The organism is Streptomyces sp. NPDC012510 (assembly GCF_042955065.1).
Lineage (GTDB): Bacteria > Actinomycetota > Actinomycetes > Streptomycetales > Streptomycetaceae > Streptomyces.
Window position 1 is genome coordinate 33252 of sequence record NZ_JBIBEN010000011.1, and the last position, 22165, is coordinate 55416.

Sequence of the window (22165 nt, forward strand, 5' to 3'; positions counted from 1 at the left end):
CGCCCCCCCGCCCGTGGTCAGACAGGTCGGACGGGGCCGCCGCCGAAGCCGATCTCGTTCCCGTCCGGATCCTCGTACGTGACCTTGCGTACGCCGTTGGAGTAGGTCTCGCGGCTACGGGGCCGCAGCCCCCGCTCGGTGATGCCTGCGACACGGGTGTCGAGGTCGTCGACGAAGACGGTGTGCAGGGCGTGGCCGGCGCGCCCGGGCCGGTGCTCGATGAACAGGTACCGGTGCTCCGCCAACTCCCACACGGCCTCCGTGTCGTTCGGTGAGTACGCGGGCGGGGAACCCAGGAGGCGCTCGTACCAGGCGAGCGCCCCCGCGTAGTCGTTCACCGGAATGCCTGCGAAGAGATCGACGGCCATGCGGCCATGGTAGGCCCGGCGGGCGCCCCGGCCCCGGGCACCGACCTCGGGGAGTCCGCCCGCACCTGGGCCGGGGGAGCGGCGGGTGCGGGCGGCGCGGCTGCCGCGGGCGGCGCGGGTGTCACGCTGGTGCGGTGTGCCGCACGCTGTGCGTCAGACGCCGATCCTCGCGGCGATGATCGGGGCGAGGCGGTCGGTGATGGCGCGGTGGCCCCGATCGTTGGGGTGGACGGCGTCGCTGAGATCGCCGGAGCCCAGCCAGCCCGTCGTGTCGACGAAGGACAGCCGGGTGTCACCGCCTGCGACCGCCGCCCGGACGGCGGCCTCGGTCTGCGGGACGTACCGTCCTCGGAAGGTCTCCAACGCGAAGATCCAGGCCTGTGGATGTGCCGCGCGGACCTTGCGCAGCAGACTGCTGTAGGCCGCCTGGAACTGGGTCGAACTGACCCCGTGGCCCACGTCGTTGGTGCCGAGGTTGATGACGACGGCGTCGGCCCGGTAGCGCGAGGTGTTCCAGTCGGGCGTCGCCGCGTTGGGATTGAGCTTGGTGTACTGCCGCTCCAGGCCCACGCAGCCGTCCGCCGCGGCGACGAGACACGCGCCGCCCTGCGCGATCTGGGTGTGCTCGGTGCCGAGCCGTTCCCCGATCAGCCAGCCGTAGGCGGTACGCGCGTTCTGCGAGGACGTCGTGCCCACGGTGATCGAGTCACCCACGAACTCGACGAGCTTGGACGGCGAGGGCGGCGCGAAGGTCGTGGCCCCACTGTCCAGGACCAGCCCCTGGAAGACGGCGTCACCGCGATAGGAGCCCGCCACCACCTGGTAGTTGACCTGAAGGGTGTGGCGGCCGGCCGACAGCGCGGTGGGAGTCAAATTCACCGTGCCCTTCACGTCGTCGTAGAACTTCACGGGTCCGTCGTCGATCCGCGCCCAGAAGTCGATCGTGCCGCGCTGCTTGAGCTGGACGGTCCGGCCGGTGAAGCCGACACGGTAGTAGGCGCCGGCCCAGTACGGCGTGTACGCGGTGGCGGAGCTGCTGGTGTCCCAGCGTCCGACGAACTTGATGTTCGGGTCGCCGGGCTGACCGGGGGCGGCCGCCTTCACCGACGTGGTGGTCGCGGTGCCGAGGGCCGCGCCGACGATCGGCGCCAGACGGCTCGCGAACTTGGTGTGGCCCGCCTCGTTGGGATGCCCGTTGCCGTCCTCGTAGTCGGCGCCGTCGGTGAGCCAGCCGGTGGTGTCGACATAGCGCACCTTGGAGTCACCGGCGCTGTTGCGCGCGCTGACGGCGGCCTTGGTCTCGGCGACGTACCGCTTCTTGAGGGTCTGCACCGCGAAGAGCGTCGCGTTCGGGTACTTGGCGCGCACGTCACGCAGGAAGGTGGTGTACGCCGACTGGAACGCGGCGCCGGACACACCGCGCCCGATGTCGTTGGTGCCGAGGTTGATGACGACCGCGTTCGCCCGGTAGCGGGAGAAGTCCCAGTCGGTGGCGCCCGTACTGGCCGACTTGAAGAACTGGCCGCTCAGACCGGTGCATCCGGACGCGGCGACGAGACAGTAACCGGAGCGGGCGATCTGTGTGTGCCGCATGCCCAGCCGCTCGCCGGTCTTCCAGGCGTACGAGTCGAGCGCCAGCCGGTCGGTGAGGGCGCCGGCGGTGATGGAGTCGCCGACGAACTCGATCAGGCCGGACGACGGGCTCGGAGCGACCGTGCGGGCACCGGCGTCCAGGACCAGGCCCTGGAACACCGTGTCCCCGGAACGGTAGGTGATCCGCAGGGTGTGGGTCCCCGAAGCAAGGGGCCGGGGCGTGAGGTCGACCGTGCCGCGTACACCCGCGTGGAAGACATCGGGTCCGCCGTCGATGCTGACATAGAGGTTGACTGCGTTCCTGGCCTTCACCTTCACGGTGGTGCCGGTGAAGGACGTCTGTACGTACGCACCGGTCCAGTTGGCGACGGCCGTCGTGCCGGAACCGGTGTCCCAGCGGCCGACGTAGGCGAGGTTGGGGTCGGAGACCGAGCCGTCACCCGGCGCGGCGTGCGCCGGGTGGAGGCCGGTCAAGGACAGCAGACAGCCGACGAGTACCGCCATGAGGACGGCCGCCAGGCCTCGTCTCGCTGACCTGTGGGGGGAGGTCTGCATGGGGAATCCTTTCTCACCGATTGTGGGAGCGCTCCCATAAACAGCCTTCTCACGGAACCAGTGAAACGATTCACCGTCAAGAGGCCGCGCAGAGAAGGAAGTTGGGCGTTTTCGTGAGGGAAAAGGCCGCAGGGGCATGGAGCTGCTCGGCATACCTCCAGGCCCACTGGCCGGTGCGGCCACGCGACACCTGCAAAATGGTGCGGTGTTCGACGTAGGTGCGGGTGCGTTCGTCGAAACGCATGCGCACGAGCACATGGTGTGCAGTGCGTGGTTCGCGGCGCCGTCGCCTCCGCGGTTGGCCCCCATCCGCCACCGCCCCCACCGCTGAGCGGCGTGCCTCGGTGTCAGCGGCCCTTGCGTACCCGGGCCGCCGCGCGGGCTTCCGCGGCCTTGCGGGCCTCGGCGGCTTTGCGGGACTCCTTCGCGGGGCGGCCGGGACGAGTGCCGATGCCTCGGAAGGGGGCGTTGCCGCCGGCGGACCTCGTCCCGGCCGGCGGGCGTTTCGCCCCGGTGATCGCGGTCAACCTCGCCTCGCCGGAGCGGACTTGTGTCACCGTCGGACGGATCCCGGCGTCGGACAGGAGGCGGTTCACCTCGCGCCGCTGGTCGGGGGTGGTCAGAGTGACCACTCTCCCGGACTCCCCGGCGCGCGCCGTGCGCCCGCCACGGTGCAGATAGTCCTTGGCATCGGCGGGCGGATCGACATTGACGACGAGGTCCAGCGCGTCGATGTGGATGCCCCGCGCCGCGACATCGGTGGCCACCAGCACGGTGATCTCACCGTCCTTGAACTGGCCGAGGGTGTGGCTGCGCTGAGGCTGCGACTTCCCGCTGTGCAGTGCCCCGGCGCGTACCCCGCTCGCCCGCAGATGGCGGGTGAACCGGTCCACACCCGCCTTGGTGTCGAGGAACATCAGCACCCGGCCGTCCCGCGCGGCGATCTCCGTCGCGGTCGCGTACTTGTCGGCGGGGTGGATGTTCAGCACATGGTGTTCCATCGTGGTGACCGAGCCGGCGACCTGGTCGACCGAGGCGAGAACGGGGTCGTGGAGATAGCTGCGCACCAGATGGTCGACATCGCGGTCGAGCGTGGCGGAGAACAGCAGCCGCTGCCCGTCGGAGCGCACCCGGTCCAGGATCTCCGACACCTGCGGCAGGAACCCCAGATCGCACATCTGGTCCGCCTCGTCCAGCACAGTGATCCGCACCTGATCCAGATGGCAGTCCCGGCGTGACACGAGATCGGCCAGGCGTCCCGGTGTGGCGACGACCACCTCGGCACCGGTCCGCAGCAGCGCCGACTGCCGGTTGATCGACAGCCCGCCGACCACCGTCGCCAGTCGTACCTTCAGTGTCCGTGCGTACGGCTCCAACGCGTCGCCCACCTGCTGCGCGAGTTCCCGGGTAGGCACCAGGACCAGTGCGAGCGGCCGCTTGGACTCCGCTCGCCGGCCTGCCGTCCGGACGAGGAGCGCCAGGCCGAAGGCCAGCGTCTTGCCCGAGCCGGTCCGCGCGCGGCCGAGGACATCGCGCCCGGCCAGCGCGTCGGGCAGGGTCGCCGCCTGGATCGGGAAGGGCGCCGTCACGCCGAGACCGGTCATGGTCTCCAACAGCTCCGGCGGCAGTCCGAGCGCTTCGAACGACTCGGCCGGAGACGGGTTCTGCGGCCCCGTCTCCGGCTTCGGGCGTTCACCCTGCGGGCGTTCACCCTTCGGCGCTCTCTCACGCCGGCCCTCGCCGGCAGGGGACAGTTCGGAGGCCGACGGCTTCGCGTTCATGGGGAACCTTCCTTCTCGGGCGCCCGGAACGCGCCGGGGCCCGTACCCCTCGGTACGGGCCCCGGCGGTGTCGAAGCGTGCCGCCATTTTACCAGTGGGCACACCGGCGAGCCGCAGACCTAGAAGGCCCCGTAGTTGACCTGCCACGTCGGCAGGCCCATACGGCGCCACACGGCGACGACCCGGTCACGGTCGTCGAGGGAGACCCGTACGGCGAAGCGGTGGCGTACATGCCGGTCGAACAACTCGGCCTTCACCACATCGTCGCGACGGTGGTCGCCGGCGGCGCGCATCCACAGCTCGTCGTACGGGATGTCGTGCGTGCGCAGCCACGCCTCGGTCCGCTCTCGGTGCTCCTCACCACGTCCGGAGAGCAGGACGATCACGTCGCCGTCGGCCTGCCGGAAGGAACGCAGCGCCCCGCGCACCGACTCGTTGAGCAGATCCTCCTCGCAGCGCGTGAAGTCGTAGGGACTCCGGTCGCCCCGGAGGGCGAGGGTGCCGTCGATGTCGCACATGACCGCCGAAGGGAGCGCGAGGTCGGCGGTGTAGGGCTCTACGGTGGGCTCGTCGTTCAGCCACTCCGCGGTGAGGCGCCAGCCGCCGCTGCGGGACTTCGCGTGCTTGTCGGCGAGGATCCGGATGATCTCCTCCCCGACCGGCCTGTCCCGCTCGGCGTCGCGCCGTACACACTCCTCCACCGGTACGTCCGTGAAGTCGTGCACGACGAAGGTGGCCAGCCCCGCCACCGCCGCCTTCAACCGCTTCGGTATGTGCGGTGTCATGTGCGTGTTGTCCACCACGACGTCGAAACCGCCGTCGACGGCCGCCCGCACCGCCGCGTCCTGGATCGCCAGCACGGTCTGCTCATGCGCGTACGACCGGCCGCGCTCGGGTGCCGGGATGTCGAGCATCGAGCGCAGATCGTCCAGGTTGACCCGACGCATCCGGCCCTCGGACTCCGCCTGCAGCTTGCGCGCGGCGGTCGTCTTCCCCGAGGCCGGAAGCCCCGTCATGACGTGTACCACGGGCACGGTCAGTTCTCCTCGTCGGTCTTGAACGGGTCGGTCGCCTCGGGCCGGACGGAACGGTAGGTCACGAGTTCGGTCGGGCGGCCGTCCAGGCGCAGGAACATGGCGGGGCGCAGGGCCGCGTCGGGCAGCGCCCGCACCGCGCGGGCGAAGGCTCCCCGGTCGCCACCCAGGTGGGCGAGGGACCCGAACGCCTCGTCGATCGCCTGCTCCCGGTCCTCCACCTGCTTCTCGATCCCCGCGACGACACCGCGCACCCAGGTGTCGAACTCGTCGGGCACCTGCTCCAGCAGCGCGTCCAGGGGCCGGCCGGCGGACGCCTCGATGTCCTCCGGCGAGCACCCCAGCGCCTGCGCCACCTGCTTGGCCGGCAGGCCGGCGAACCGCTGGACACCGTGCCCGCGCCAGATGTCCCGCTCGGTGACACCGGTGAGCACCTTGTGGAGCCGGACGTACTCGGCGAACTTGGCCTTGGCGCGGACGCCCGAGGCGAAGCGCAGCACGAAACCCTCCGCGTCGGTGCCCGTGGCCGCCCGGCCGCCCGGTCGCTGATTGGCCTCCGTCATGGCCAGCAACTCGGCGAGCGGCACGGCGGGCCACACGGTCACGACCGAGCCGATGCCGCGCCAGCCGGCGGCGGCCTCGGCCAGGGGGACTTCGGTGCCGTCCTGGGCGAACGCCGCGAGCAGCACCACATCACGACGGTCGCCGTAGTCGACGACGATCCGGTTCTCCGGGTACAGGATCTCGGCGAGGTAGGTCACCCCGGGCACGAGGCCGGACGTGTCCTTCCGGTCGAGCAGCCGCTGCGCCCAGGTGGCCTGGGAGCTGATGAACGAACCCTTGGACGCGACCCGCCACCGGCCGGCGTAGTGGAAGACCACCGCCAGACTGCCGTCCACCTTGTCGTACACCTCGAACGGCTCGTCGGGAAGGCTCGGGGCGTACGGCTGACCGGACTCGTGCTCACCGACGTTGAAGAACTTCGGCAGCGGAAGCGCGACGATCTCACCGGTGACATCGTCGGCCACGAGGCCCCGGCAGCGCGTGGTCACCCGGGTCCACACCCGCTCGTACTGGCATGTCCTCGTGTACGTGTAGATGGACAGCGGCAGTTCCGGGTGCGCCTTGCGCGTGACGTGCCCCGCGTCGAGCGCCGCCGCCAACTCCACGGGCGGCAGCAGCTCATGAAGAGTCAGGTGGGCCTGGCTCATGTTTCCTCCCCTTGCTGATGCCTGATTGTCACGTGGGGGAGGGCCGGCGCCCACCGAATTTCTCGCGGAGCCCGCGGAGAAGAGGCACAGGTCACAGCAGGGATCGGCCGACACAGCCGTACGCCGTACCAGAACCCCTCCGCGCCCAGCTCGGTGATACCCGCGCAGAGCCGGCCGGCACCCGTCCGGCTCCTCACTCGTGCGGTCACCCTGTCACCCGCCACTGAGACCCCTGGCCTGCCGTTCCAGGAACTCGATCAGCTTGGTCTCGCTCCGTAGGAGGCGTTCCCGTCGCTCGGCGGGCAGCGAGGCCAGCGGATCGTTGAGGACCCGCTCACGGGGGACGCGCACCATCGAGCCGCGGTAGATCCGGCAACCGGCACACCACGCGAGTCCGACGCAGCGCTCGAACATGGCTGACTCGCGCGGATGGAAGCGGTACTGGTACGACCGGACAGGCGTCCCGCACAGGGCACAGAACCGCTGATCCCCGTCGGCGACCGTGTCCCAGGCCCCGACCTTGCGCCAGGGCTGCCGACCGTGCCGTGCTCTTCAAGTCGTCATGCCGAGGATTCTCCACCACGGCCGAGGCCGCCTGCGGTCGTGACGCCTCAGGCGGCCTCGCCGAGGGTCACCGTCCGGGAGCCCGGAGCGAAGTCGGCGAAGGACTGTTCCCATGACTCTCCGGGCCAGTGGTAGGTCACGCGGCCCTCGGTCGGCCGGTAGTGCGCGGTGTAGACCGTACCCAGACCCTGGTCGTACGCGGACAGGTACAGCGGCGGCTTCAGCATCGCCGCGACGTCCGCGCCCGCCCCGCGAATGGTGCGCAACCGCTCCTGGGTACGGGAGAAGCGTTCCTGTTCGTCGGGGACCGGCAGGTGCTGGTGGTTGGTGGCGCAGGCCTCCGGCGCCTCGGTCAGCGGTATGTCCGGCCCCACGAAGACCGTCACCGCACGGTCGGGGTCGACGAGGGTGACGTTCTGAGGGATCCCGATCGGGAGGGACCGCAACCTGTCGACCGCCTCGTCGACGCGGTCGCACGTCTCCAGCAGGTAGCGCAGCACGATGAGGATGGCGAAGCCGGGGCCGTGGACGAAGCGCCCGCCGAAGGTGAGCGACACCGCGAGCCCGGCGTCGTTCATCCCGTCCAGCAACCCCCAGCCCGCGTCCTGGGTTCCGATCACCGGCCGGAGGAAGTGTGACGAGACGATGGTGCCCTCACACTCGTCGGGGCTGAAGTCGTAGTTGCGCAGGAGAGTGCCGTCGCTGCCGATCTGGGTGCAGCCCGCGAAGAAGGGGCGCAAGGTTGCGAGCGTCAGGAAGGTCTCCCCTCCCGGCCGGTCGAGCTGACGGGCCAGCCGGTCGAGTACCGGCACCAACTCCGGCATGTGCGTCTCGAACAGCTTCCTGGCGCGGGCCGCGCCTTCCGGAGTCCGGCCCTCCTCGCTCATCCAGCCCTCCGTGACCGGCCACAGGGCCTGCGTGTGGGCGGCCCACTGTCCGTCGCCGCCGTCACCGACGTCGATCGCCCGAAAGGTCATCCGTTGCTGACTCATGGCTGTCGCTCCCGTTGATGTTGATGGAGTTCTCGCAACCTACGTAAATTCAGCGGCAGTTCACCAGGGTCCACCAGGGTGCGCGTGCCCTGTACCCCGCCTCGGCGGCAAGCCTCCGGCCCGAACCACGTGCGCGTGGCCGACGGCGACTGCGCCAGTGACAGCGATCGGACAGCGACCGGACAGCGACAGCGACGTGGGGCGGGGCCGGGCAGCCCACGGTCGTCGGCGTCTTCGTCCATCCCCGCCGTCCCGTGCGGGCGCCCGCCGCCAAGCAGGCGCACGATCGTGAGCTCTTCACCACGGCACCACGGGCCGCGCAGCCGCTCGGCGACGACGCGTCCTCAGTGATCGCCACCGCTGGTAGGGGCGCCGACTCCCGTCGGGACAGTGGGCGGTCAGTGGCAGTGATCAGGGGGGCAGCGGTCAGTGGTCAGTGGTCAGAGCGAGGCGTGGCCAGTTGCGGATGTCGCGTCGCATCTGGCGGTCGTGCGTGGCGACGACGACGGCCGCGTGCGTGGCGTGCAGGGCGTCGGTGAGTTCGTCGACGAGCGCGATGGACAGATGGTTGGTCGGCTCGTCGAGCAGCAGCACGTGGGGCCGGGTGGCGAGCGCCAGGGCGAGGTCGAGGCGGCGCTGCTGCCCCATGGACAGCTCGGCCACCGGCCTGTCGGTGTCACGCGGGGCGAGCAGTCCCAGCGCGCCGAGCCCGACGACGTCGCCCTCCTTGAGGACTCCGGCGGTCACCAACCGCCCGGTGTGCGCCTCGTAGAGGTCGCGGGCCCGTCGGCGCGTCAGGTGCGACGACTCCTGCCCCAACAGGTGCAGCCGCACGGTCCGCGACCGGTGCACCCGGCCCGTGGTGGGCGCGACCTGTCCGGCCAGCACGGACAGGAGCGTGGACTTGCCGGCGCCGTTCGGTCCGGTGACGGCCAGCCGGTCGCCCGACGTCACCGCCAGAGTGGTCGACCTATGCAGTCGGCCGTGGACGCTCACCTCGTGTGCGCTCAGCAGTACCACCCCGGGCCTGGCGGGGAGTTCGGGCATCAGGAAGCGCCGTGGCGGCACCGGCGCGGTGATCTCGTGGCGTTCCAGATCGCCCTGGCGGCGGTGGACCGAGCGGACCAGCGCACCGGCCCGGGTGGCGCGCTGGTGCTTCGCGGTGCCCTTTTCCGGGCGCCACCCGGTGCTCAGCCGGTTCTGCGCCTCCGACAGGGCCTGCTGCAGACGGGCCTGTTCGGTCCGCTGCTGTTCGTACTCCGTCTCCCACCGGACCAGTTCGGCCTCCAGGCCCTCGCGGTAGCCGGCGTAGCCGCCGCCATGGACGTGCGGACGGCCGTCCCGCGTGGGGTCCAGATCGAGGATCGTGGTGGCCACGTCGGACAACAGCGCCCGGTCGTGGCTGACCAGGACCACGCCTCCGGGGTGGGCGCGAAGCCGGGCGGTGAGGTACTCCAGCCCTGCCAGATCGAGGTGGTTGGTCGGCTCGTCCAGCAGCAGGAAGTCGTACTCGGCGCCCAGCAGACAGGCCAGCCGGACCCGGTAGCGCTGACCGACGGAGAGCGTGGTGAGCGAACGGGCACGGTCGCGGACGGCGCCCAGCCCGGCGAGGGCGACATCGACCCGGCGGTCGGCGTCCCAGGCGTCCAACGCCTGGGACGCCTCCAGGGCTTCGGCGTACTCCTGCACGGCGCCGGGCCGCTCCTCGGCCAGGGCCGACGCGGCGGCGTCCAGCCGGCGCAGGGCCGTGCGGGCGTCGGCGAGATGCTCGTCGACGACGTCACCGACCGTGTGCTCGTCCGCCGCCGGCATCTCCTGCTCGGCCAGGGCGAGGGTGCCCACGCGGCGTACCGCTCCCTCGTCGGGGGCCAGGGCGCCGGCCAGGACGTGCAGCAGGGTCGACTTGCCGCGTCCGTTCTCACCGACGACGCCCCAGCGCGACCCCGGGGACACCCTCATCTCGACGTCGTGCAGCACGGTGCGCCCACCACGATCGACACGGACTCCGGCGCAGGTCAGTTGAGCCCGGTCGCGGGCGGGCAGGGTAAGGGCAGTCACGTTCTCTTCCTCCGGAAGGAGGCACACGTCACCCGGGAATCCAGGACTCGCAGGGGGTGTGCCCAGCTCTGACGAACGGCCGAACCGGCAGAGAGGCCGTGGCCGCGGGCGAACTCGTGGCTCCCGGCTCTTCACCCGGGTGAGGAGCGGAGCCTCGCGGCCCGGTCAGAGGTAGAGGACGTAACTCATGTGATCAGCGTAACAACCTGCTCGCCGGACGGGCCACCGATAAAAACGAACGTGCGCCGGGCGCCGCTCAAGTGGGGCACGGGACGGACGGCTCGGCGGACGTCCGACGGGACGACGACTGCCCGCGCCGGGACGCCGAGCGCCGGTCAGGCCGACGCTCGGCCCTCGACCGGCCCCGGCGCCAACGGTCACGCTGCCGTCGACCGCGCTCACCCGCCGCACCACATTGACCGACGGTCGTCGCCGCGGGCCGCCGCGCCGTCCGCCGCCCGAGCCACGGCCGGCGTACGCCGGGCAGCAGATTCACCGTACGGTCCGAGGGCGGGGAGGAAGGCCACGCGGACGCCAGCGCCCCCCTCCCCGCCGGGCGGTGTCAGTCCTTGCCGAGGAGCTTGTTCATCTCGGCGATCTCAGCGGTCTGTGCGATCACGATGTCGTCGGACATGGCCGTGGCGGGCCCGTAGGCGCCCTTGTCCTTCTCGGTCTCGGCCATCTCCACGGCGCCCTCGTGGTGCTCGATCATCATGGTCAGGAACATGGTGTCGAAGGCGGCGCCGGACGCCTTCTCCAACGCGTCCATGTCCTTGTCATCCATCGCGCCGGGCATCCCGGCCCGGCCCGAGTGGTCCATGCCCGGCATGGCCTCGGTCCCGCTCGGCACGCCTTCGCCCCAGGACCTCAGCCAGCCGGTCATGGTCTTGATCTCCGGGTCCTGCGCCTTCTCCACCCGTACGGCGAGGTCCTTGACCTGGGGGGAGGCCGCCCGGTCGGCGGCCAACCGGGCCATGTCCAGGGCCTGTCGGTGGTGCGGGATCATGCCCTGCGCGAAGGACACGTCCTGGGCGTTGTGCGCTCCGGACGCGTCATCTCCGTCCGCCGACGAGGCGGTCGACGAAGGTGAGGAAGACGACGAGGGCGCGGAGTCGTGGCCACCGCCGCCGTGACTGCTCCCGCTGCTCGCGCCGTTGCTTCCGCAGGCGGCGAGGACGAGAGCGGCGGTGACGGCCGCGGCCGCCACGGCGGCGCGCCCGGTCAGGGTACGGGTCTTGCGCATACTGGAACTCCTGCTGTTGAAAGGGATCTGACGTGCCGACGGGCACCGCGTCGCCGAGCCGAAGGCGCGGTACCGGGTGGTGTCTAGATCCGCAGGAGTTGAAGTTCCGCCAGGGACGGTGGCGCCCGTGCGCTGTCCGGGGGAGAGAGCGCGTACGCGCACACGATGTCGGCGTGCTCCGGTACGGGCACGGGGTCGGGCATGAGGCCGGGCAACGTCGGTGCGCCGTTCACCGCGCCCGACGCACAGTTCGGATCGGAGTGCTGGGCATGGCCCGAGCCGTGATCCGTAGGCCGGCTGTCGTGGTCCGAGGCCCCGCGTTGGTGGTCTGCGGCCCGGCTGTCCTGGTCCGCGGCCCGGCCGTCGTGGGCGCCGACGGCGAGCGTCATCCGGTGCCGCGGTGCGGCGTGTTCGTGGACGAGGCCGCCGGGGGCCAGCGCGTGCATGCCGAACAGTCCGGCCAGAAGCCCGAGCACGAGCATCGCCCGCGACCGCCCGAGGGGCGATCGCGCGCTGAGCCGCTGTGCGCGGGCTTTCATGGCTCTCCTGTCCGATACAGGTCAGTGGTAGGCGTGCACGACGGCATGGCCCTTGCCCCGGCCGATCATCCACTTGTTCACCGGCGTGGTGATCACGAACGCCACGGCGAACCCGCCCAGGAGGGCTGCCCAGAACAGTCCGTCCGACAGGTGGGCGTCCATCGCTCCCGGAGTGAGGGCGATGATGGCGTTGTCGACCAGTTCCATCACGGCGATCGAAACGGTGTCGGCGGCCAGTGCCACCTTGATCGCGGCCTTCAGGTCGAGTCCGGCCCGGAGGACCGCGAACAGCGTGAACGAGTACCCGAACAGGAATGCGAGCGTGATCGCCAGAACCATGGTCGGCACATTGCCCCACAGCAGGGCCGTACCGATGACCATCCCGAGGATCTCGCCGATGGCACATCCGGTCAGGCAGTGCAAGGTCGCCTTGGCGGCGGTCCCCCAGGAGGCCGCCTCCTTCATGTGCCCGCCGTGACGGGCGTCCGGGCCGTGCGCGGTACCGGTGTGGTGATCGCTGTGGTGATCGCTGTCATCCATCAGCCGTCCCACCCCCTTCCTGCGTGGCTCGTTTCGTACCTCGCTCCCCACTCTAACACTATACCCCTGAGGGGTATGAGCGGCTCCCGCGCATGCTCCCGCTCCCGCACCTGCTCCCGCACCTGCTCCCGCTCCCGCACCTGCTCCCGCACCTGCTCCCGCTCTCGCGGCGCGGTCCGGAGCATGGCGCCTGCCCGCCTGCCCACCTGCCCTGCCTCCTGCGGTCACGCGGGGATCGAGCCGGGCCACCAGGGCGGGACGTTGCCCGGGCACAAGGGGGTGGGGTAGTCGTTCGGCATACCGAGCCATGTCACCAGGAACCAGATGAACCACAAGGTGAAGAGGAGCCCCACCGCGAGGGTCCCCCCTCGGTGACGCCTCCCGAGGGTGCTGTACAGGATCACCCAAGGAACCGCGGCGGCGAGCCCTATGAGAGGGGCGAGAAAGAGCAGGGTCATGGTGTTGGCCGCCGTGCCGCTGCCGATGCCGCAGGCGGCCCAGGCCCTTCCGACGAGGACAATGGAGACCACCGCGGTCAGTCCGCCGAAGAGGATTCCGAAACCGATCCCTCTGAGTCGCGGTTCAGGTGGACTCGACGGCGCTGCACCCACGTTCGCCAACTCCCTCGCTGTAGATGCGGAGGTTATCAACGTTCCGACCGGAGACCCTGCTGGACCACGGTCGCCGAGGTGGCCGTGCGTTTAGCCCCGGACATCCAACCGCCACCACCACTCCGGCCGGGGCCGCTCCGGAACCCACACCGGCGTCACCAGCGTCTTCTCGCTGCGGGAACGGGGGTATCGGAGGCCTCAGCCACGACGCGTCCGGCAAGCGGGAACGCTGGTGGTCCCTGCTCGTCCCGCCCACCTTCGTGCAGCACTGCGAGGGGCGCCGAACCGGCGCTGCGCGGGAGGATCCACTGCTACGCCTGAGCGGACTCGGGGCGAGGGTCCCGCGCGGCACGGCATGGTCCGCGCCCGGAAATGACCGATGGAACGCCCTTACGGGGCAGGCGCGTTGTCTATGTCGTGGGTGGACGCGAGGCTGACTAGGATCTTGGTCATGACCGTGCAGAATCCCGAGAAGGCCCTTTCCCGTAAACAGCGACTTCAGGAGAAGCAGCGCCGCCAACTGGCAGTGGTCGACACCGTGGACAAGGCCGAGGCCAAGGCCCGCAAGGCGGAGGTCGAACTGGCCCTGGCCGTCACCGAGGCGGTGCAGGTGTTCGGCGGCGAGCAGTCCGCCTCCGAGGGGCTCGACATGCCCGTCGAAGCGATCCGGCGCTTCCTCGGCATGGCACGGGACGAAGCAGCCGACGCCGGCAAGACGGCCGAGGCCGCAGGCGCAAGCTGATCTCGGCGTGCACCGAGCAGGGTGAGGCCGTCCGCCCCACAGTGGGGCTGTCAGCCCCACCCACGCTCTTCGACCTGACGCTGCGTCTGGCTGTCGCGCCACGCCCGGGCCGCGATTCCGGCACGATTGCGCGCCCCGAGCTCACGCTGGATGGTGGACACGCCCGCCTCAGATCGACGGCCCGCAACCCGGCGGCGCGTCCCTGGACGGACCGGCCTCCGTCGCCCCCTCGTGCGGGCAGCCCTGGTGTGCCGGCACCGGCAGGGCTCCATGGTGCTCTCGGCCATCCAATGCACTACTTCGACGCGTCGTTGTGACGTGGGGCCGGGACCGCCGTCCTCAGGAACTCGATGAGCGCCGCGTTCACCTCCTGCGGACGTTCCTGTTGTGTCCAGTGGCCGCAGCCCGAGAGGAGGAGGGGCTCACGCCTCAGGTCGGGCATCAGGTCGGGCAGTTTCTCGATGAGTTCGGGTGTGCCCGGGAAGGCGGGGACGACGTCGCGGTCGCCGTAGATGTACAGGGCGGGGGAGGAGACGACGGCACCGTGCCAGGGAGCGGTGAGTTCCCAGTTGCGGTCGAGGTTGCGGTACCAGTTGAGAGCGCCGGTGAATCCCTGGGAGAAGGTGTCGGTGAACACGTCGAGGTCGTCCTCGGTGAGCCATCCCGGCAGTACCTCAGGGTCCGGCATGGCCGAAAGCCAGCCGCGCTCGGGGTCGACCAGCGGCTGCCCGCCCTCGCCGGAGTGAGGAGCGTCACCGGAAGCCGAGTAGAGGAACTTGCGCAGAGTCGTGCGTACGTCCCTGGCGAACTCGGCGTCGGCGACGCCGCGACGGTTGAAGTAGTTCCAGTAGAACCGACCGCCGAACCTCTGCTCCATGGCGGCCAGGGGAGGCTGCGTACCCCGGAACGGGGGCGGCACGCTCAGCCCGGCCACGCCGAGCACCATGTCCGGTCGGAGCAGGGCGGTGTGCCAGGCGACCGGCGCGCCCCAGTCGTGCCCGACGACGTACGCCTTCTCCTCATCCAGGGCCCGGACCAGTCCGACGACGTCACCCACGAGGTGAAGGATCGTGTACGCGCCCACGTCGGCCGGGTGGTCACTGCTCCCGTACCCGCGCTGGTCCGGGGCGATCACGTGGAAGCCCGCGTCGGCCAGAGGGCCGAACTGGTGGCGCCAGGAGTGCCAGCACTCGGGGAAGCCGTGCAGCAGCACCACCAGCGGGCCGCTGCCTTGCTCGGCGATGTGCAGCCGAACCCCGTTCACGTCAACCATCCGATGCTCAACCATGGGCACGAGCGTACGGGCCCGGTCTTTTCGGGCAGCAGGGAAGGAACCCGGCCCACCGGGCGACCGGCCGACGTTCCGGGGCGGGCGTCGACGCACCCGGACGAGTACGCCGAGCCCGGTTCGGCGTCGGCACCGTGTCAGGCGTGGTGACGTTCGGTGTACGCCTCGGTGGGAGGGTACGGGGAGGGGCTGGTCATACCCACCGACCAGAATCCCGTGGTGCCGGGAACGGACGTCACGGCATTGAGGTACGGTGCCGGCGCCCCGCCGGCGGGTCCCCGGACGACGACCCAGGCATCGCCGTCGCGGCGTAGGTACGTACTGCGGCTCTGGTCCTGGAAGTTCCAGCCCGAGATCCATGCGGCGCGCCCCTGTGCGTCGCCCGCGATTCCCGTCAACGACCCGACCGTGAACCCCGCTTCCACCCTGGTCCAGGCCGTGCCGTCCCAGTGGCTCAGGGCGGGGTTGCCGGGGCGGCCCGGAGGCCCGCCCACGCCGGCCTCGGTGCCCACCGCCCATACGTCGTCCGGACCGGCCGCGTGGAGATCGGCGATGCCCAGCCGCAGCCCCGTGATCGGCGGGAGAACCGTCCACGCCCCGTCCCAGCGCGCCACGAGTCCGGACCAGCCCCCGCCGTTCGACCGGTCTCCGCTGACCCAGACCGCGCCGCGCGGGCCGACGACGACCCCGTAGAGATTGACGCTCGCGACGGGCAACGGGTCCAGCCACCGCCATCGCCGCCCGTCCCCGTGCAGGAGACGGACGGCACCGCCTCGGCTGCCGCAGATCCACACCTGCCGATCGGGGCCGACCGCCACCGAGGTGAGCCGAACGTCCGGCTCCCCCCTGCCCGGGAACGTGACCTCGCGCCAGGTGGCTCCGTCCCAGCGCAGCAGAGGGCTGCCGTCTCCGGCAGGTCGGCCCACACTCCAGGCCGAGGCCGGGCAGACACCGGCGACGGCCGTCAACTGCGTGTGATCGAGATGCGACAGGTCGCTCTTGGCCCAGCCATCACCGTTCCACACCATGGCCAGCGCCTGGGACGGCCCGCCATATCTCTCTTCGCCCACGGCCCAGGCCAGCCGCGGCCCGGCGGCGGCGGCGCTGCGCAACTGTGCGGCGGGAACGCTGCCGGGTGCGGGTACGGCCTGCCAGCCTTCCGCTCCGGGCGCCGGCGCCTCGGCCCGGGACTGCCCCGTACCGAGCGCGACCCCCGAGAGCGCGCCGACCGTCCCTGCCACAAATCGCCTTCGTCTCAATGCGGGATCCCTCCAGGCGGATCGGGCGGATAGGAGGGACCACCGTGGACCAGCGAACCCCGAAGTTCTAGCCATCCACGTGACAAAGCGCGCACACGGACGCGCATTGGTCCACGGCGGGCCGAGTGGCCTTGCTCCTCCATGCCGGATGCAACGGCCTGCCGAGGGGGTCATCTCGGAGGCCGAGCCCTTCGGCCCGGTGGTGTCAGCCGTCCGCCGCGGCAGTCACCGTCGCGGGATCCACCCCGGTCAGTTCGACGATGCGGTGCGGGGGCACCCCCGCGGCGAGCGCGCGTGCGATCAGGCCGTCCCGGCCGTCCGCGCAGTCGCGGTAGGCGAGCAGTTCCTCCTCGACCTCGGCGAGTGGCTCCGGAGCCAACTGGTGCCGGACCCGGCTGAGTTCCTCGTCGCTCAGCGGAACGGGCAGCCGCTCCGCTCCTTCGGGAACGGCCGCCGTCTCCTCCGGTGGCAGCAGGCGTAGGTGCGCAGAGGTCGGCGAGCTTCCCTGTGCGTCCAGCCACGCGCGTACCGCGGGAGTCTCCATGCACGCGAGCTCTCCGACGGCGGCGGGAGGCACACCGAGCGACGCGGACGCGTCGTCCAGCAGGAACAGATAGGCGTCGTCGGTCATCAACGGCTCCTTCTCAACGGGTGCTGATCGACGTCCCATTACCCCGAGGCGCCCGGATCACCGCGCGTGCACCGAGGCGAGGCACGGTGCGCAGGACACGGTTCACGTGTCGACACCCGCCGTGTCGACACCTGCTTCCCTCCCGCCCTGTTGTCCAGCCTCCCAGGGCGGCGTTCCGGTGCCGTCCGTCCATGCCCGGAGGGCCTCCCCGTCCACGCACACGATCCCGCACTGTTGGGCGTACTGCACCGCCGGCGCTGTGAAGTCGCTGGTGGTGACCAGCACGGCGACGTCGGCCTCGTGGACGGTGAAACAGGTGCCGCCGAAGCGCTGGAGATCCTGGGAGCCGACCCGGTGGGACTCGCCGTAGCGCTTGCACTGGATGACGACCCGGCGCCCGTCGGGGGCGACCGCCACCACATCGGCACCCAGGTCCCCGGCCCCTCCCACGACCTCCACGGCGGAACAACCGCCGCGTTCGCAGAGATCGGCGATCGCCTCCTCGAACGCCTCGGGTGTCAGGGCGTCGTAGCTGACGATGGCCTCGACGGCCGGGCGCGGACGCGGGACCGCGACGGCCTCCCACTCGTCGGCGGCTTCTCTCGCCGCCTCGTCGAGCGCCGCAGCGGCCCGGCGCGCTGCCCTCGACGGATGCAACCGGCGCCGCAGGCCCAAGAAGCCCGCGACAGCCATGACGACGAGGACGAACACCCAGGCGGGGCGCCGCTCGACAGCGCCGACCACGGTGCGGGCCGTGAGACCCAGGACGCTCACGACCACAGCGAGAATGACGAAGAACAGGGTGGTCGAGCGAAGGTCGAACCCGCGCCGACGGTGCGCGGACGGTTCGCTCTGTGCGGGTGCGGTCACGAGATGCCCCTCTCATGGGACCTACGGAAAGATCACTCGTATCCGTCTGCCCAAGATCGGGACCTTCATCGATCGTCGTCCTCGCGGCGCCACCGACAGGGCGGGCCTGCCCCGGACGACCTCGGGCAGGCCCGCCCTGTCGGTGCGGACGATCCTGTTGTCAGGAGCAGGTGTCCAGAAGGGAGTTCAACGCGTCCTTCTCCTTCGGGGTGACCGAGAGCCCATAAGTGAATTTCACATGGGTCCAGGCCCTGCCGTACACGCAGTGGTAGGCGGTGTTCGGCGGAACCCACTGGTCGGGCGACTGGTCGCCTTTGGATCTGTTGGCGACGACGGAGATGGCGATGAGCTGGGTGGTGGACAGGTCGTTGGCGAACTTGTGACGCCTTGCCGGACTCCACTCATCGGCTCCGGAGCGCCATGCGTCGGCCAGAGGCACGACATGGTCCACGTGGACGTCCGACCTCGTGGTGAGGATCCGGTCGTCGTAGGGACTGTGCCACTGTTTGGAGGCCGTCTGGGCCTGGCTGGCGCCGACCTGCTTCCCGTCACGGTGGAGGACCACCTCCTGCGTCCGGGGCCACTGGTCCTCGACCCAGTGCTGGAACTCTTCTCTGCTGTACCCATCCATCGAATGCGGAGCTTCGATGACGAGGGCCGAGAGTTCCTTGCGGGCCACGTCGACGGGTGGGGCTTCCGGCACCATCGGTGGGATGGCGGAGACCGGAGCACGGTCCGGTGGGGAGGCTGTCGCGGTCGCCGGTCCGGACGGCTCGAGCACGACGGCTGTGAGGACGACCGGGAGGGGGAGGAAGGCGACGGCCAGGGCGAGGGCCAGGGAGCGTCGTTGGGACAGGCCTGCTTCTCCCTGCGTAGTGCCTATGTGAGGTGTACTCATGTGGGGATCGATACCGCGTGCCGCCGCTTTTTTATCACCCGTCACCCGCACAGCGGTCCGCTGAACGCGTCGCCCCTCCGCGCTGACGCGCCGCGTGCTCCCCTCAGGTGCTTCGGATTGACGGGTTCACCTCCACCCCTACCGGGCAACGAGCCACTAGTGTCATGAGCACGACTGCCCCTTCCCCCACAAGGAGGTCGAACATGCGCGTCCGTACGCTGACCGGCGGCCTGGCCGTCGCCCTGATGGTGTCCCTCTCCCTGACGGGCGGCCAGGCCATGGCCGCCTCTCCCGACGCGGCTGACGCCGCTACGGCCGCCCGCGTCCTCACCTACGACGCCGGCGGCTCGGCGGAGTTCAGGAGCGCTGTCGACCGGGGCGCGGCGATCTGGAACGAGAGCGTCGACGCCGTCGAGTTGCGGCCGGCAGCCGCCGGACAACGCGCGAACATCCGGGTCCTCGCGGACAACGGCTGGCCGCGCGCTTTGCCCACGACCCTGGGCAACGGAACCGTCTACATCGGGCGCCAGGCCGTCGACCAGGGCTACGACACGATTCGTATCTCCGCCCACGAACTCGGGCACATCCTGGGCCTGCCCGACCGCAAGCCCGGACCCTGTTCGAGCCTGATGTCCGGATCCACCGCGGGCACCGCGTGCACCAACCCCTACCCCGACGCGGCGGAGAAGGCCGAGGTCGAGGGGAACTTCGGCGGCCTGCTCGTCGGGCGGGCGCCGAAAGTACCTGCCGGGGTGATCGTGGACTGACGCGTCGCTCGCCGCGCGAGGCCACCGCGCCTCTCCGACCGACCGCTCGCACCAGCACCAGGACGACCGACGGCATCCGCGGTGGGTGCAGTGCCCGCACCCACCGCACCCACCGCGCCCGCCGCGCCCGCCGCACACAGCAGGAGGCCCCGAATGCACCGCACGTTCCGCACCGCCCTGGCCGGGGTGGTGACCGCCGCCTGCCTCGGGGTGGGCGGCACCGCCCACGCCACGCCCGCGGGACCGGGGGTCACGGGCCGTGTGATCAGCCAGACCACCGCGAACGGCACCGACTACATCCTGCGAGAGGTCACGATCCCTCCCGGCCAGGCCACGGGCTGGCACTACCACGACGGGCCGCTGTACGGGATCGTCAAGCAGGGCACCCTCAGCCACTACGACTCGACCTGCGAGACCGACGGCGTCTACCGCTCCGGCGACACCATCCAGGAACCGGCCGGGTCCGACTACGTCCACCTCGGCCGCAACCTGGGTGACACCCCGCTCGTCCTGGTCGTCCTCTACGTTCTGCCCCACGGTTCCCCGTTCTCCGAGGACGCCCCGAACCCGGGTTGCTCGTTCGAGTGATCACCCGGCGTGGAGGCCGATGGCGACGTAGGTGTTGCCGAAGAAGCGCAGGTCGGCATTTGCCTGTTCGACTTCTCTGAACGCCGCGTCCCAGCGGCCGAGGTCGTCCTCGGTGACGAGGCCCTCGGAGAGCAAGGCGTCACGGGCGGCCCAGGCGGGGCCGCGCATGCCGGGCGGGGGTGTCACGACGTTGATGTGGCCCTCGTAGGCGGTGACTTCGAGACCCGCGGCGGTGAGCAGCAGGTCGAGCCGGGTGCCGATGCCGAGGTCGTTGCCCCGACGTCCGTGCAGTTCGCGGTAGCGCTCGTCCATCTCGTCGTATGCGGCGGGGGCGCCCCGCAGCCGGAAGCCCGTCGCGTCGACGTCGACGAGGTACACCGCACCGCCCGGCCTGGCCAGCTCGGCGAGGTGGTTCACGATCGCCTGCTCGTGGCCGCCGTTGTGGGCGAGGACGTGCCGGAGCATCACCACGTCGAACGTGCCTTGGGCCAGCCCGGTGGCCTCGGCGGAGCCGGTGCCGGTGTGCACGGGCACCTCGGAGCGTTCGGCGAGCGCCGAGGCGACGGCCAACGCGTCACTGTCGCGGTCCACCGCCCACACGGCACCGTCGGGGGCGACGATGTCCGCCAGCCGTACCGAGAGGGCGCCCGGCCCGCACCCCACGTCCGCGATCCGCGCCCCCGGCACCACCCCGGCTGCCGTCCACAGATCGCGTTCACGTCGCTCGGCGATGTCGGCCATGAGCCGGTAGCGCGCGATCTCCGAGTCGTCCAGGGTCAGTGAGTAGTCGGCCACTGTGGATGTCCTTCCATGGTCGGGACACCCATTGTGTGTGGGGGGGAGGAGGGAATGCCGTTGATCCACTCCTCGTCCGGCGCGTAGGTTCCCGGCATGACGAACGTACGGATCGGTGTGATGTACGACCGCGACTGGAACCCGGAGGGGCTGCCCGAGTTCGCGCGGCGGGCCGAGGCGCTCGGCGCGGACGACCTGTGGGTCGTGGAGGACCTCGGCTGGAACGGTGGTGTGACGGGGGCGGCCGTGGCCCTGGGGGCGACGGACCGGCTGCGCGTGGGCATCGGCATCGCCCCGGCCCCGCTGCGCAGCCCGGCGCTGCTTGCGATGGAACTCGCCACGCTGGCACGGGTGTTCCCCGGTCGGCTGGTGGCCGGGATCGGGCACGGCGTGCGGGAATGGATGGTCCAGGTCGGTGTCGCGCCCCGTTCCCCGCTGGCCCTGCTGGAGGAGACGATCACATCCGTGCGCGCGCTGCTGCGCGGTGAGCGGGTCGAACTGACGGGACGTGAAGTGACGCTGGACGGCGTCAAGTTGGTGCATCCGCCGACCGAGGTCCCGCCGGTCGTCGCCGGCGTGGTGCGCCCTCGTTCCCTCGAACTGTCCGGCCGGGTCGCCGACGGCACGCTCATCGCCGAGGGCCACGGTCCACGCGATCTGGAACGGATCCGTGAGCTGACCGGCAAGGGCGGCGCCGGCCCCGACCACCTCATGACCGTCTTCGCCTTCGCATGCGTGGGCGACGACCCCGACGAGGTGGCCCGCACCCTCCACCCCCACACCGAGGGCCACGGCGCCTGGCTGGGCCGTCCTCAGGACGAGGTCTTCACCGTGTCCGGCGACGCCCCCGGGGCCGCCGACGGCATCCGTGAACTCGCGGCGGCCGGTGCGGACACGGTCGTCCTGCGCTTCGTGGGCGAGGATCCGCTGGGGCAACTGGAGGCCGTGCTCGGAGCCGCTCGCCCGCCTTCGGCCTGAGGCGCTCCGTAGAACGATCCTCCCCGCTCCCTCCTCCGTGGGACACGAGGTCCGGCCCGACGCCCGGGCCGGTCCTCCGCCCTTGGAACGCTAGGGGGCGTTTCGAAAGTCCTGTGTGGTGCCCGTGGTGCCCGTGGTGCCCCGTGCGTGCCGGATAAAAGCCCGCGTACTGGACGTACTTGGGCTTTCGGCCGGTGCGGCGGTGGGGGCACCTCCCGCTCGAGCGAAGCCGAGAGTGAGGGAGCGTGCCGGGCGCCATG

Annotated in this window: 23 protein-coding genes; 4 read left to right on the forward strand and 19 right to left on the reverse strand. The window is 70.9% G+C overall.

Going from position 1 to position 22165, the window contains the following annotated elements:
• Positions 1-17: 17 nt before the first annotated feature.
• From ACFY9I_RS21155 to ACFY9I_RS21215, 13 genes are all read right to left on the reverse strand, one after another.
• On the reverse strand, positions 18-368 hold the full coding sequence (locus tag ACFY9I_RS21155) for a VOC family protein (RefSeq protein WP_391003771.1): 351 nt from the start codon (positions 366-368) through the stop codon (positions 18-20).
• Positions 369-521: 153 nt separating this feature from the next.
• Complete coding sequence (locus tag ACFY9I_RS21160) at positions 522-2516, reverse strand: GDSL-type esterase/lipase family protein (RefSeq protein WP_391003773.1); 1995 nt, start codon at positions 2514-2516, stop codon at positions 522-524.
• Positions 2517-2592: 76 nt separating this feature from the next.
• Positions 2593-2766 carry a hypothetical protein gene (locus ACFY9I_RS21165; protein WP_391003775.1) on the reverse strand — a complete coding sequence of 58 codons (174 nt, stop codon included), beginning with the start codon at positions 2764-2766 and terminating at the stop codon, positions 2593-2595.
• A 97-nt stretch (positions 2767-2863) separates the two neighbouring features.
• A complete protein-coding gene (locus ACFY9I_RS21170) occupies positions 2864-4297 on the reverse strand; it encodes a DEAD/DEAH box helicase (RefSeq protein WP_391003777.1) in 1434 nt (477 codons plus the stop codon).
• Positions 4298-4416: 119 nt separating this feature from the next.
• The gene (locus ACFY9I_RS21175) at positions 4417-5331 is read right to left on the reverse strand and encodes an AAA family ATPase (protein ID WP_391003778.1); all 915 of its coding nucleotides are present in this window, start codon (positions 5329-5331) and stop codon (positions 4417-4419) included.
• A 2-nt stretch (positions 5332-5333) separates the two neighbouring features.
• Positions 5334-6542, reverse strand: coding sequence for an RNA ligase (locus tag ACFY9I_RS21180; protein WP_391003780.1), 1209 nt, complete (start codon positions 6540-6542; stop codon positions 5334-5336).
• 213 nt (positions 6543-6755) lie between these two features.
• Positions 6756-6896, reverse strand: a complete 141-nt coding sequence (locus ACFY9I_RS21185; protein ID WP_391003782.1) for a hypothetical protein — start codon at positions 6894-6896, stop codon at positions 6756-6758.
• A 257-nt stretch (positions 6897-7153) separates the two neighbouring features.
• Positions 7154-8098 carry a C45 family autoproteolytic acyltransferase/hydolase gene (locus ACFY9I_RS21190; protein WP_391003784.1) on the reverse strand — a complete coding sequence of 315 codons (945 nt, stop codon included), beginning with the start codon at positions 8096-8098 and terminating at the stop codon, positions 7154-7156.
• Positions 8099-8524: 426 nt separating this feature from the next.
• Positions 8525-10156 carry an ATP-binding cassette domain-containing protein gene (locus ACFY9I_RS21195; protein WP_391003786.1) on the reverse strand — a complete coding sequence of 544 codons (1632 nt, stop codon included), beginning with the start codon at positions 10154-10156 and terminating at the stop codon, positions 8525-8527.
• Between the two features lie 562 nt (positions 10157-10718).
• Positions 10719-11399: a DUF305 domain-containing protein gene (locus tag ACFY9I_RS21200; protein ID WP_391003788.1), complete on the reverse strand. Its 681-nt coding sequence runs from the start codon at positions 11397-11399 to the stop codon at positions 10719-10721.
• A gap of 83 nt (positions 11400-11482) precedes the next feature.
• On the reverse strand, positions 11483-11938 hold the full coding sequence (locus ACFY9I_RS21205) for a DUF6153 family protein (protein ID WP_391003790.1): 456 nt from the start codon (positions 11936-11938) through the stop codon (positions 11483-11485).
• A 21-nt stretch (positions 11939-11959) separates the two neighbouring features.
• Complete coding sequence (locus ACFY9I_RS21210) at positions 11960-12478, reverse strand: DUF4396 domain-containing protein (protein WP_391003792.1); 519 nt, start codon at positions 12476-12478, stop codon at positions 11960-11962.
• A gap of 224 nt (positions 12479-12702) precedes the next feature.
• The gene (locus ACFY9I_RS21215) at positions 12703-13008 is read right to left on the reverse strand and encodes a hypothetical protein (RefSeq protein WP_391003794.1); all 306 of its coding nucleotides are present in this window, start codon (positions 13006-13008) and stop codon (positions 12703-12705) included.
• Between the two features lie 532 nt (positions 13009-13540).
• Between ACFY9I_RS21215 and ACFY9I_RS21220 the strand changes: the two genes are divergently transcribed.
• Positions 13541-13831, forward strand: a complete 291-nt coding sequence (locus tag ACFY9I_RS21220; RefSeq protein WP_391003795.1) for a hypothetical protein — start codon at positions 13541-13543, stop codon at positions 13829-13831.
• 295 nt (positions 13832-14126) lie between these two features.
• On the opposite strand, the gene ACFY9I_RS21225 is transcribed toward ACFY9I_RS21220, so the two are convergent.
• From ACFY9I_RS21225 to ACFY9I_RS21245, 5 genes are all read right to left on the reverse strand, one after another.
• Entirely contained in the window at positions 14127-15119 is a 993-nt protein-coding gene (locus tag ACFY9I_RS21225) for an alpha/beta fold hydrolase (RefSeq protein WP_391003797.1), read from the reverse strand.
• A 137-nt stretch (positions 15120-15256) separates the two neighbouring features.
• Positions 15257-16360: a hypothetical protein gene (locus tag ACFY9I_RS21230; RefSeq protein ID WP_391003799.1), complete on the reverse strand. Its 1104-nt coding sequence runs from the start codon at positions 16358-16360 to the stop codon at positions 15257-15259.
• A gap of 223 nt (positions 16361-16583) precedes the next feature.
• The gene (locus tag ACFY9I_RS21235) at positions 16584-17009 is read right to left on the reverse strand and encodes a DUF6003 family protein (RefSeq protein WP_391003801.1); all 426 of its coding nucleotides are present in this window, start codon (positions 17007-17009) and stop codon (positions 16584-16586) included.
• Between the two features lie 102 nt (positions 17010-17111).
• Positions 17112-17879, reverse strand: a complete 768-nt coding sequence (locus tag ACFY9I_RS21240) for a restriction endonuclease (protein WP_391003802.1) — start codon at positions 17877-17879, stop codon at positions 17112-17114.
• Positions 17880-18039: 160 nt separating this feature from the next.
• Positions 18040-18777, reverse strand: a complete 738-nt coding sequence (locus tag ACFY9I_RS21245) for a DUF1524 domain-containing protein (RefSeq protein WP_391003804.1) — start codon at positions 18775-18777, stop codon at positions 18040-18042.
• A gap of 203 nt (positions 18778-18980) precedes the next feature.
• On the opposite strand from ACFY9I_RS21245, the gene ACFY9I_RS21250 reads away from it, so the two are divergent.
• A complete protein-coding gene (locus ACFY9I_RS21250) occupies positions 18981-19544 on the forward strand; it encodes a snapalysin family zinc-dependent metalloprotease (RefSeq protein ID WP_391003806.1) in 564 nt (187 codons plus the stop codon).
• A 153-nt stretch (positions 19545-19697) separates the two neighbouring features.
• Positions 19698-20132, forward strand: coding sequence for a cupin domain-containing protein (locus ACFY9I_RS21255; protein WP_391003808.1), 435 nt, complete (start codon positions 19698-19700; stop codon positions 20130-20132).
• Here ACFY9I_RS21255 and ACFY9I_RS21260 read toward each other — a convergent pair whose 3' ends face one another.
• The gene (locus ACFY9I_RS21260; RefSeq protein ID WP_391003810.1) at positions 20133-20927 is read right to left on the reverse strand and encodes a methyltransferase domain-containing protein; all 795 of its coding nucleotides are present in this window, start codon (positions 20925-20927) and stop codon (positions 20133-20135) included.
• 96 nt (positions 20928-21023) lie between these two features.
• Between ACFY9I_RS21260 and ACFY9I_RS21265 the strand changes: the two genes are divergently transcribed.
• Positions 21024-21905: an LLM class flavin-dependent oxidoreductase gene (locus ACFY9I_RS21265; protein WP_391003812.1), complete on the forward strand. Its 882-nt coding sequence runs from the start codon at positions 21024-21026 to the stop codon at positions 21903-21905.
• Positions 21906-22165 lie beyond the last annotated feature (260 nt).

Coding starts and splice junctions, on each gene's coding strand:
- ACFY9I_RS21155 (WP_391003771.1), bottom strand. CDS start 368: ATGGCCGTCGATCTCTTCGCAGGCATTCCGGTGAACGACTACGCGGGG.
- ACFY9I_RS21160 (WP_391003773.1), bottom strand. CDS start 2,516: ATGCAGACCTCCCCCCACAGGTCAGCGAGACGAGGCCTGGCGGCCGTC.
- ACFY9I_RS21170 (WP_391003777.1), bottom strand. CDS start 4,297: ATGAACGCGAAGCCGTCGGCCTCCGAACTGTCCCCTGCCGGCGAGGGC.
- ACFY9I_RS21180 (WP_391003780.1), bottom strand. CDS start 6,542: ATGAGCCAGGCCCACCTGACTCTTCATGAGCTGCTGCCGCCCGTGGAG.
- ACFY9I_RS21185 (WP_391003782.1), bottom strand. CDS start 6,896: ATGGTGCGCGTCCCCCGTGAGCGGGTCCTCAACGATCCGCTGGCCTCG.
- ACFY9I_RS21190 (WP_391003784.1), bottom strand. CDS start 8,098: ATGAGTCAGCAACGGATGACCTTTCGGGCGATCGACGTCGGTGACGGC.
- ACFY9I_RS21200 (WP_391003788.1), bottom strand. CDS start 11,399: ATGCGCAAGACCCGTACCCTGACCGGGCGCGCCGCCGTGGCGGCCGCG.
- ACFY9I_RS21205 (WP_391003790.1), bottom strand. CDS start 11,938: ATGAAAGCCCGCGCACAGCGGCTCAGCGCGCGATCGCCCCTCGGGCGG.
- ACFY9I_RS21210 (WP_391003792.1), bottom strand. CDS start 12,478: ATGGATGACAGCGATCACCACAGCGATCACCACACCGGTACCGCGCAC.
- ACFY9I_RS21220 (WP_391003795.1), top strand. CDS start 13,541: ATGACCGTGCAGAATCCCGAGAAGGCCCTTTCCCGTAAACAGCGACTT.
- ACFY9I_RS21225 (WP_391003797.1), bottom strand. CDS start 15,119: ATGGTTGAGCATCGGATGGTTGACGTGAACGGGGTTCGGCTGCACATC.
- ACFY9I_RS21235 (WP_391003801.1), bottom strand. CDS start 17,009: ATGACCGACGACGCCTATCTGTTCCTGCTGGACGACGCGTCCGCGTCG.
- ACFY9I_RS21245 (WP_391003804.1), bottom strand. CDS start 18,777: ATGAGTACACCTCACATAGGCACTACGCAGGGAGAAGCAGGCCTGTCC.
- ACFY9I_RS21250 (WP_391003806.1), top strand. CDS start 18,981: ATGCGCGTCCGTACGCTGACCGGCGGCCTGGCCGTCGCCCTGATGGTG.
- ACFY9I_RS21255 (WP_391003808.1), top strand. CDS start 19,698: ATGCACCGCACGTTCCGCACCGCCCTGGCCGGGGTGGTGACCGCCGCC.
- ACFY9I_RS21265 (WP_391003812.1), top strand. CDS start 21,024: ATGACGAACGTACGGATCGGTGTGATGTACGACCGCGACTGGAACCCG.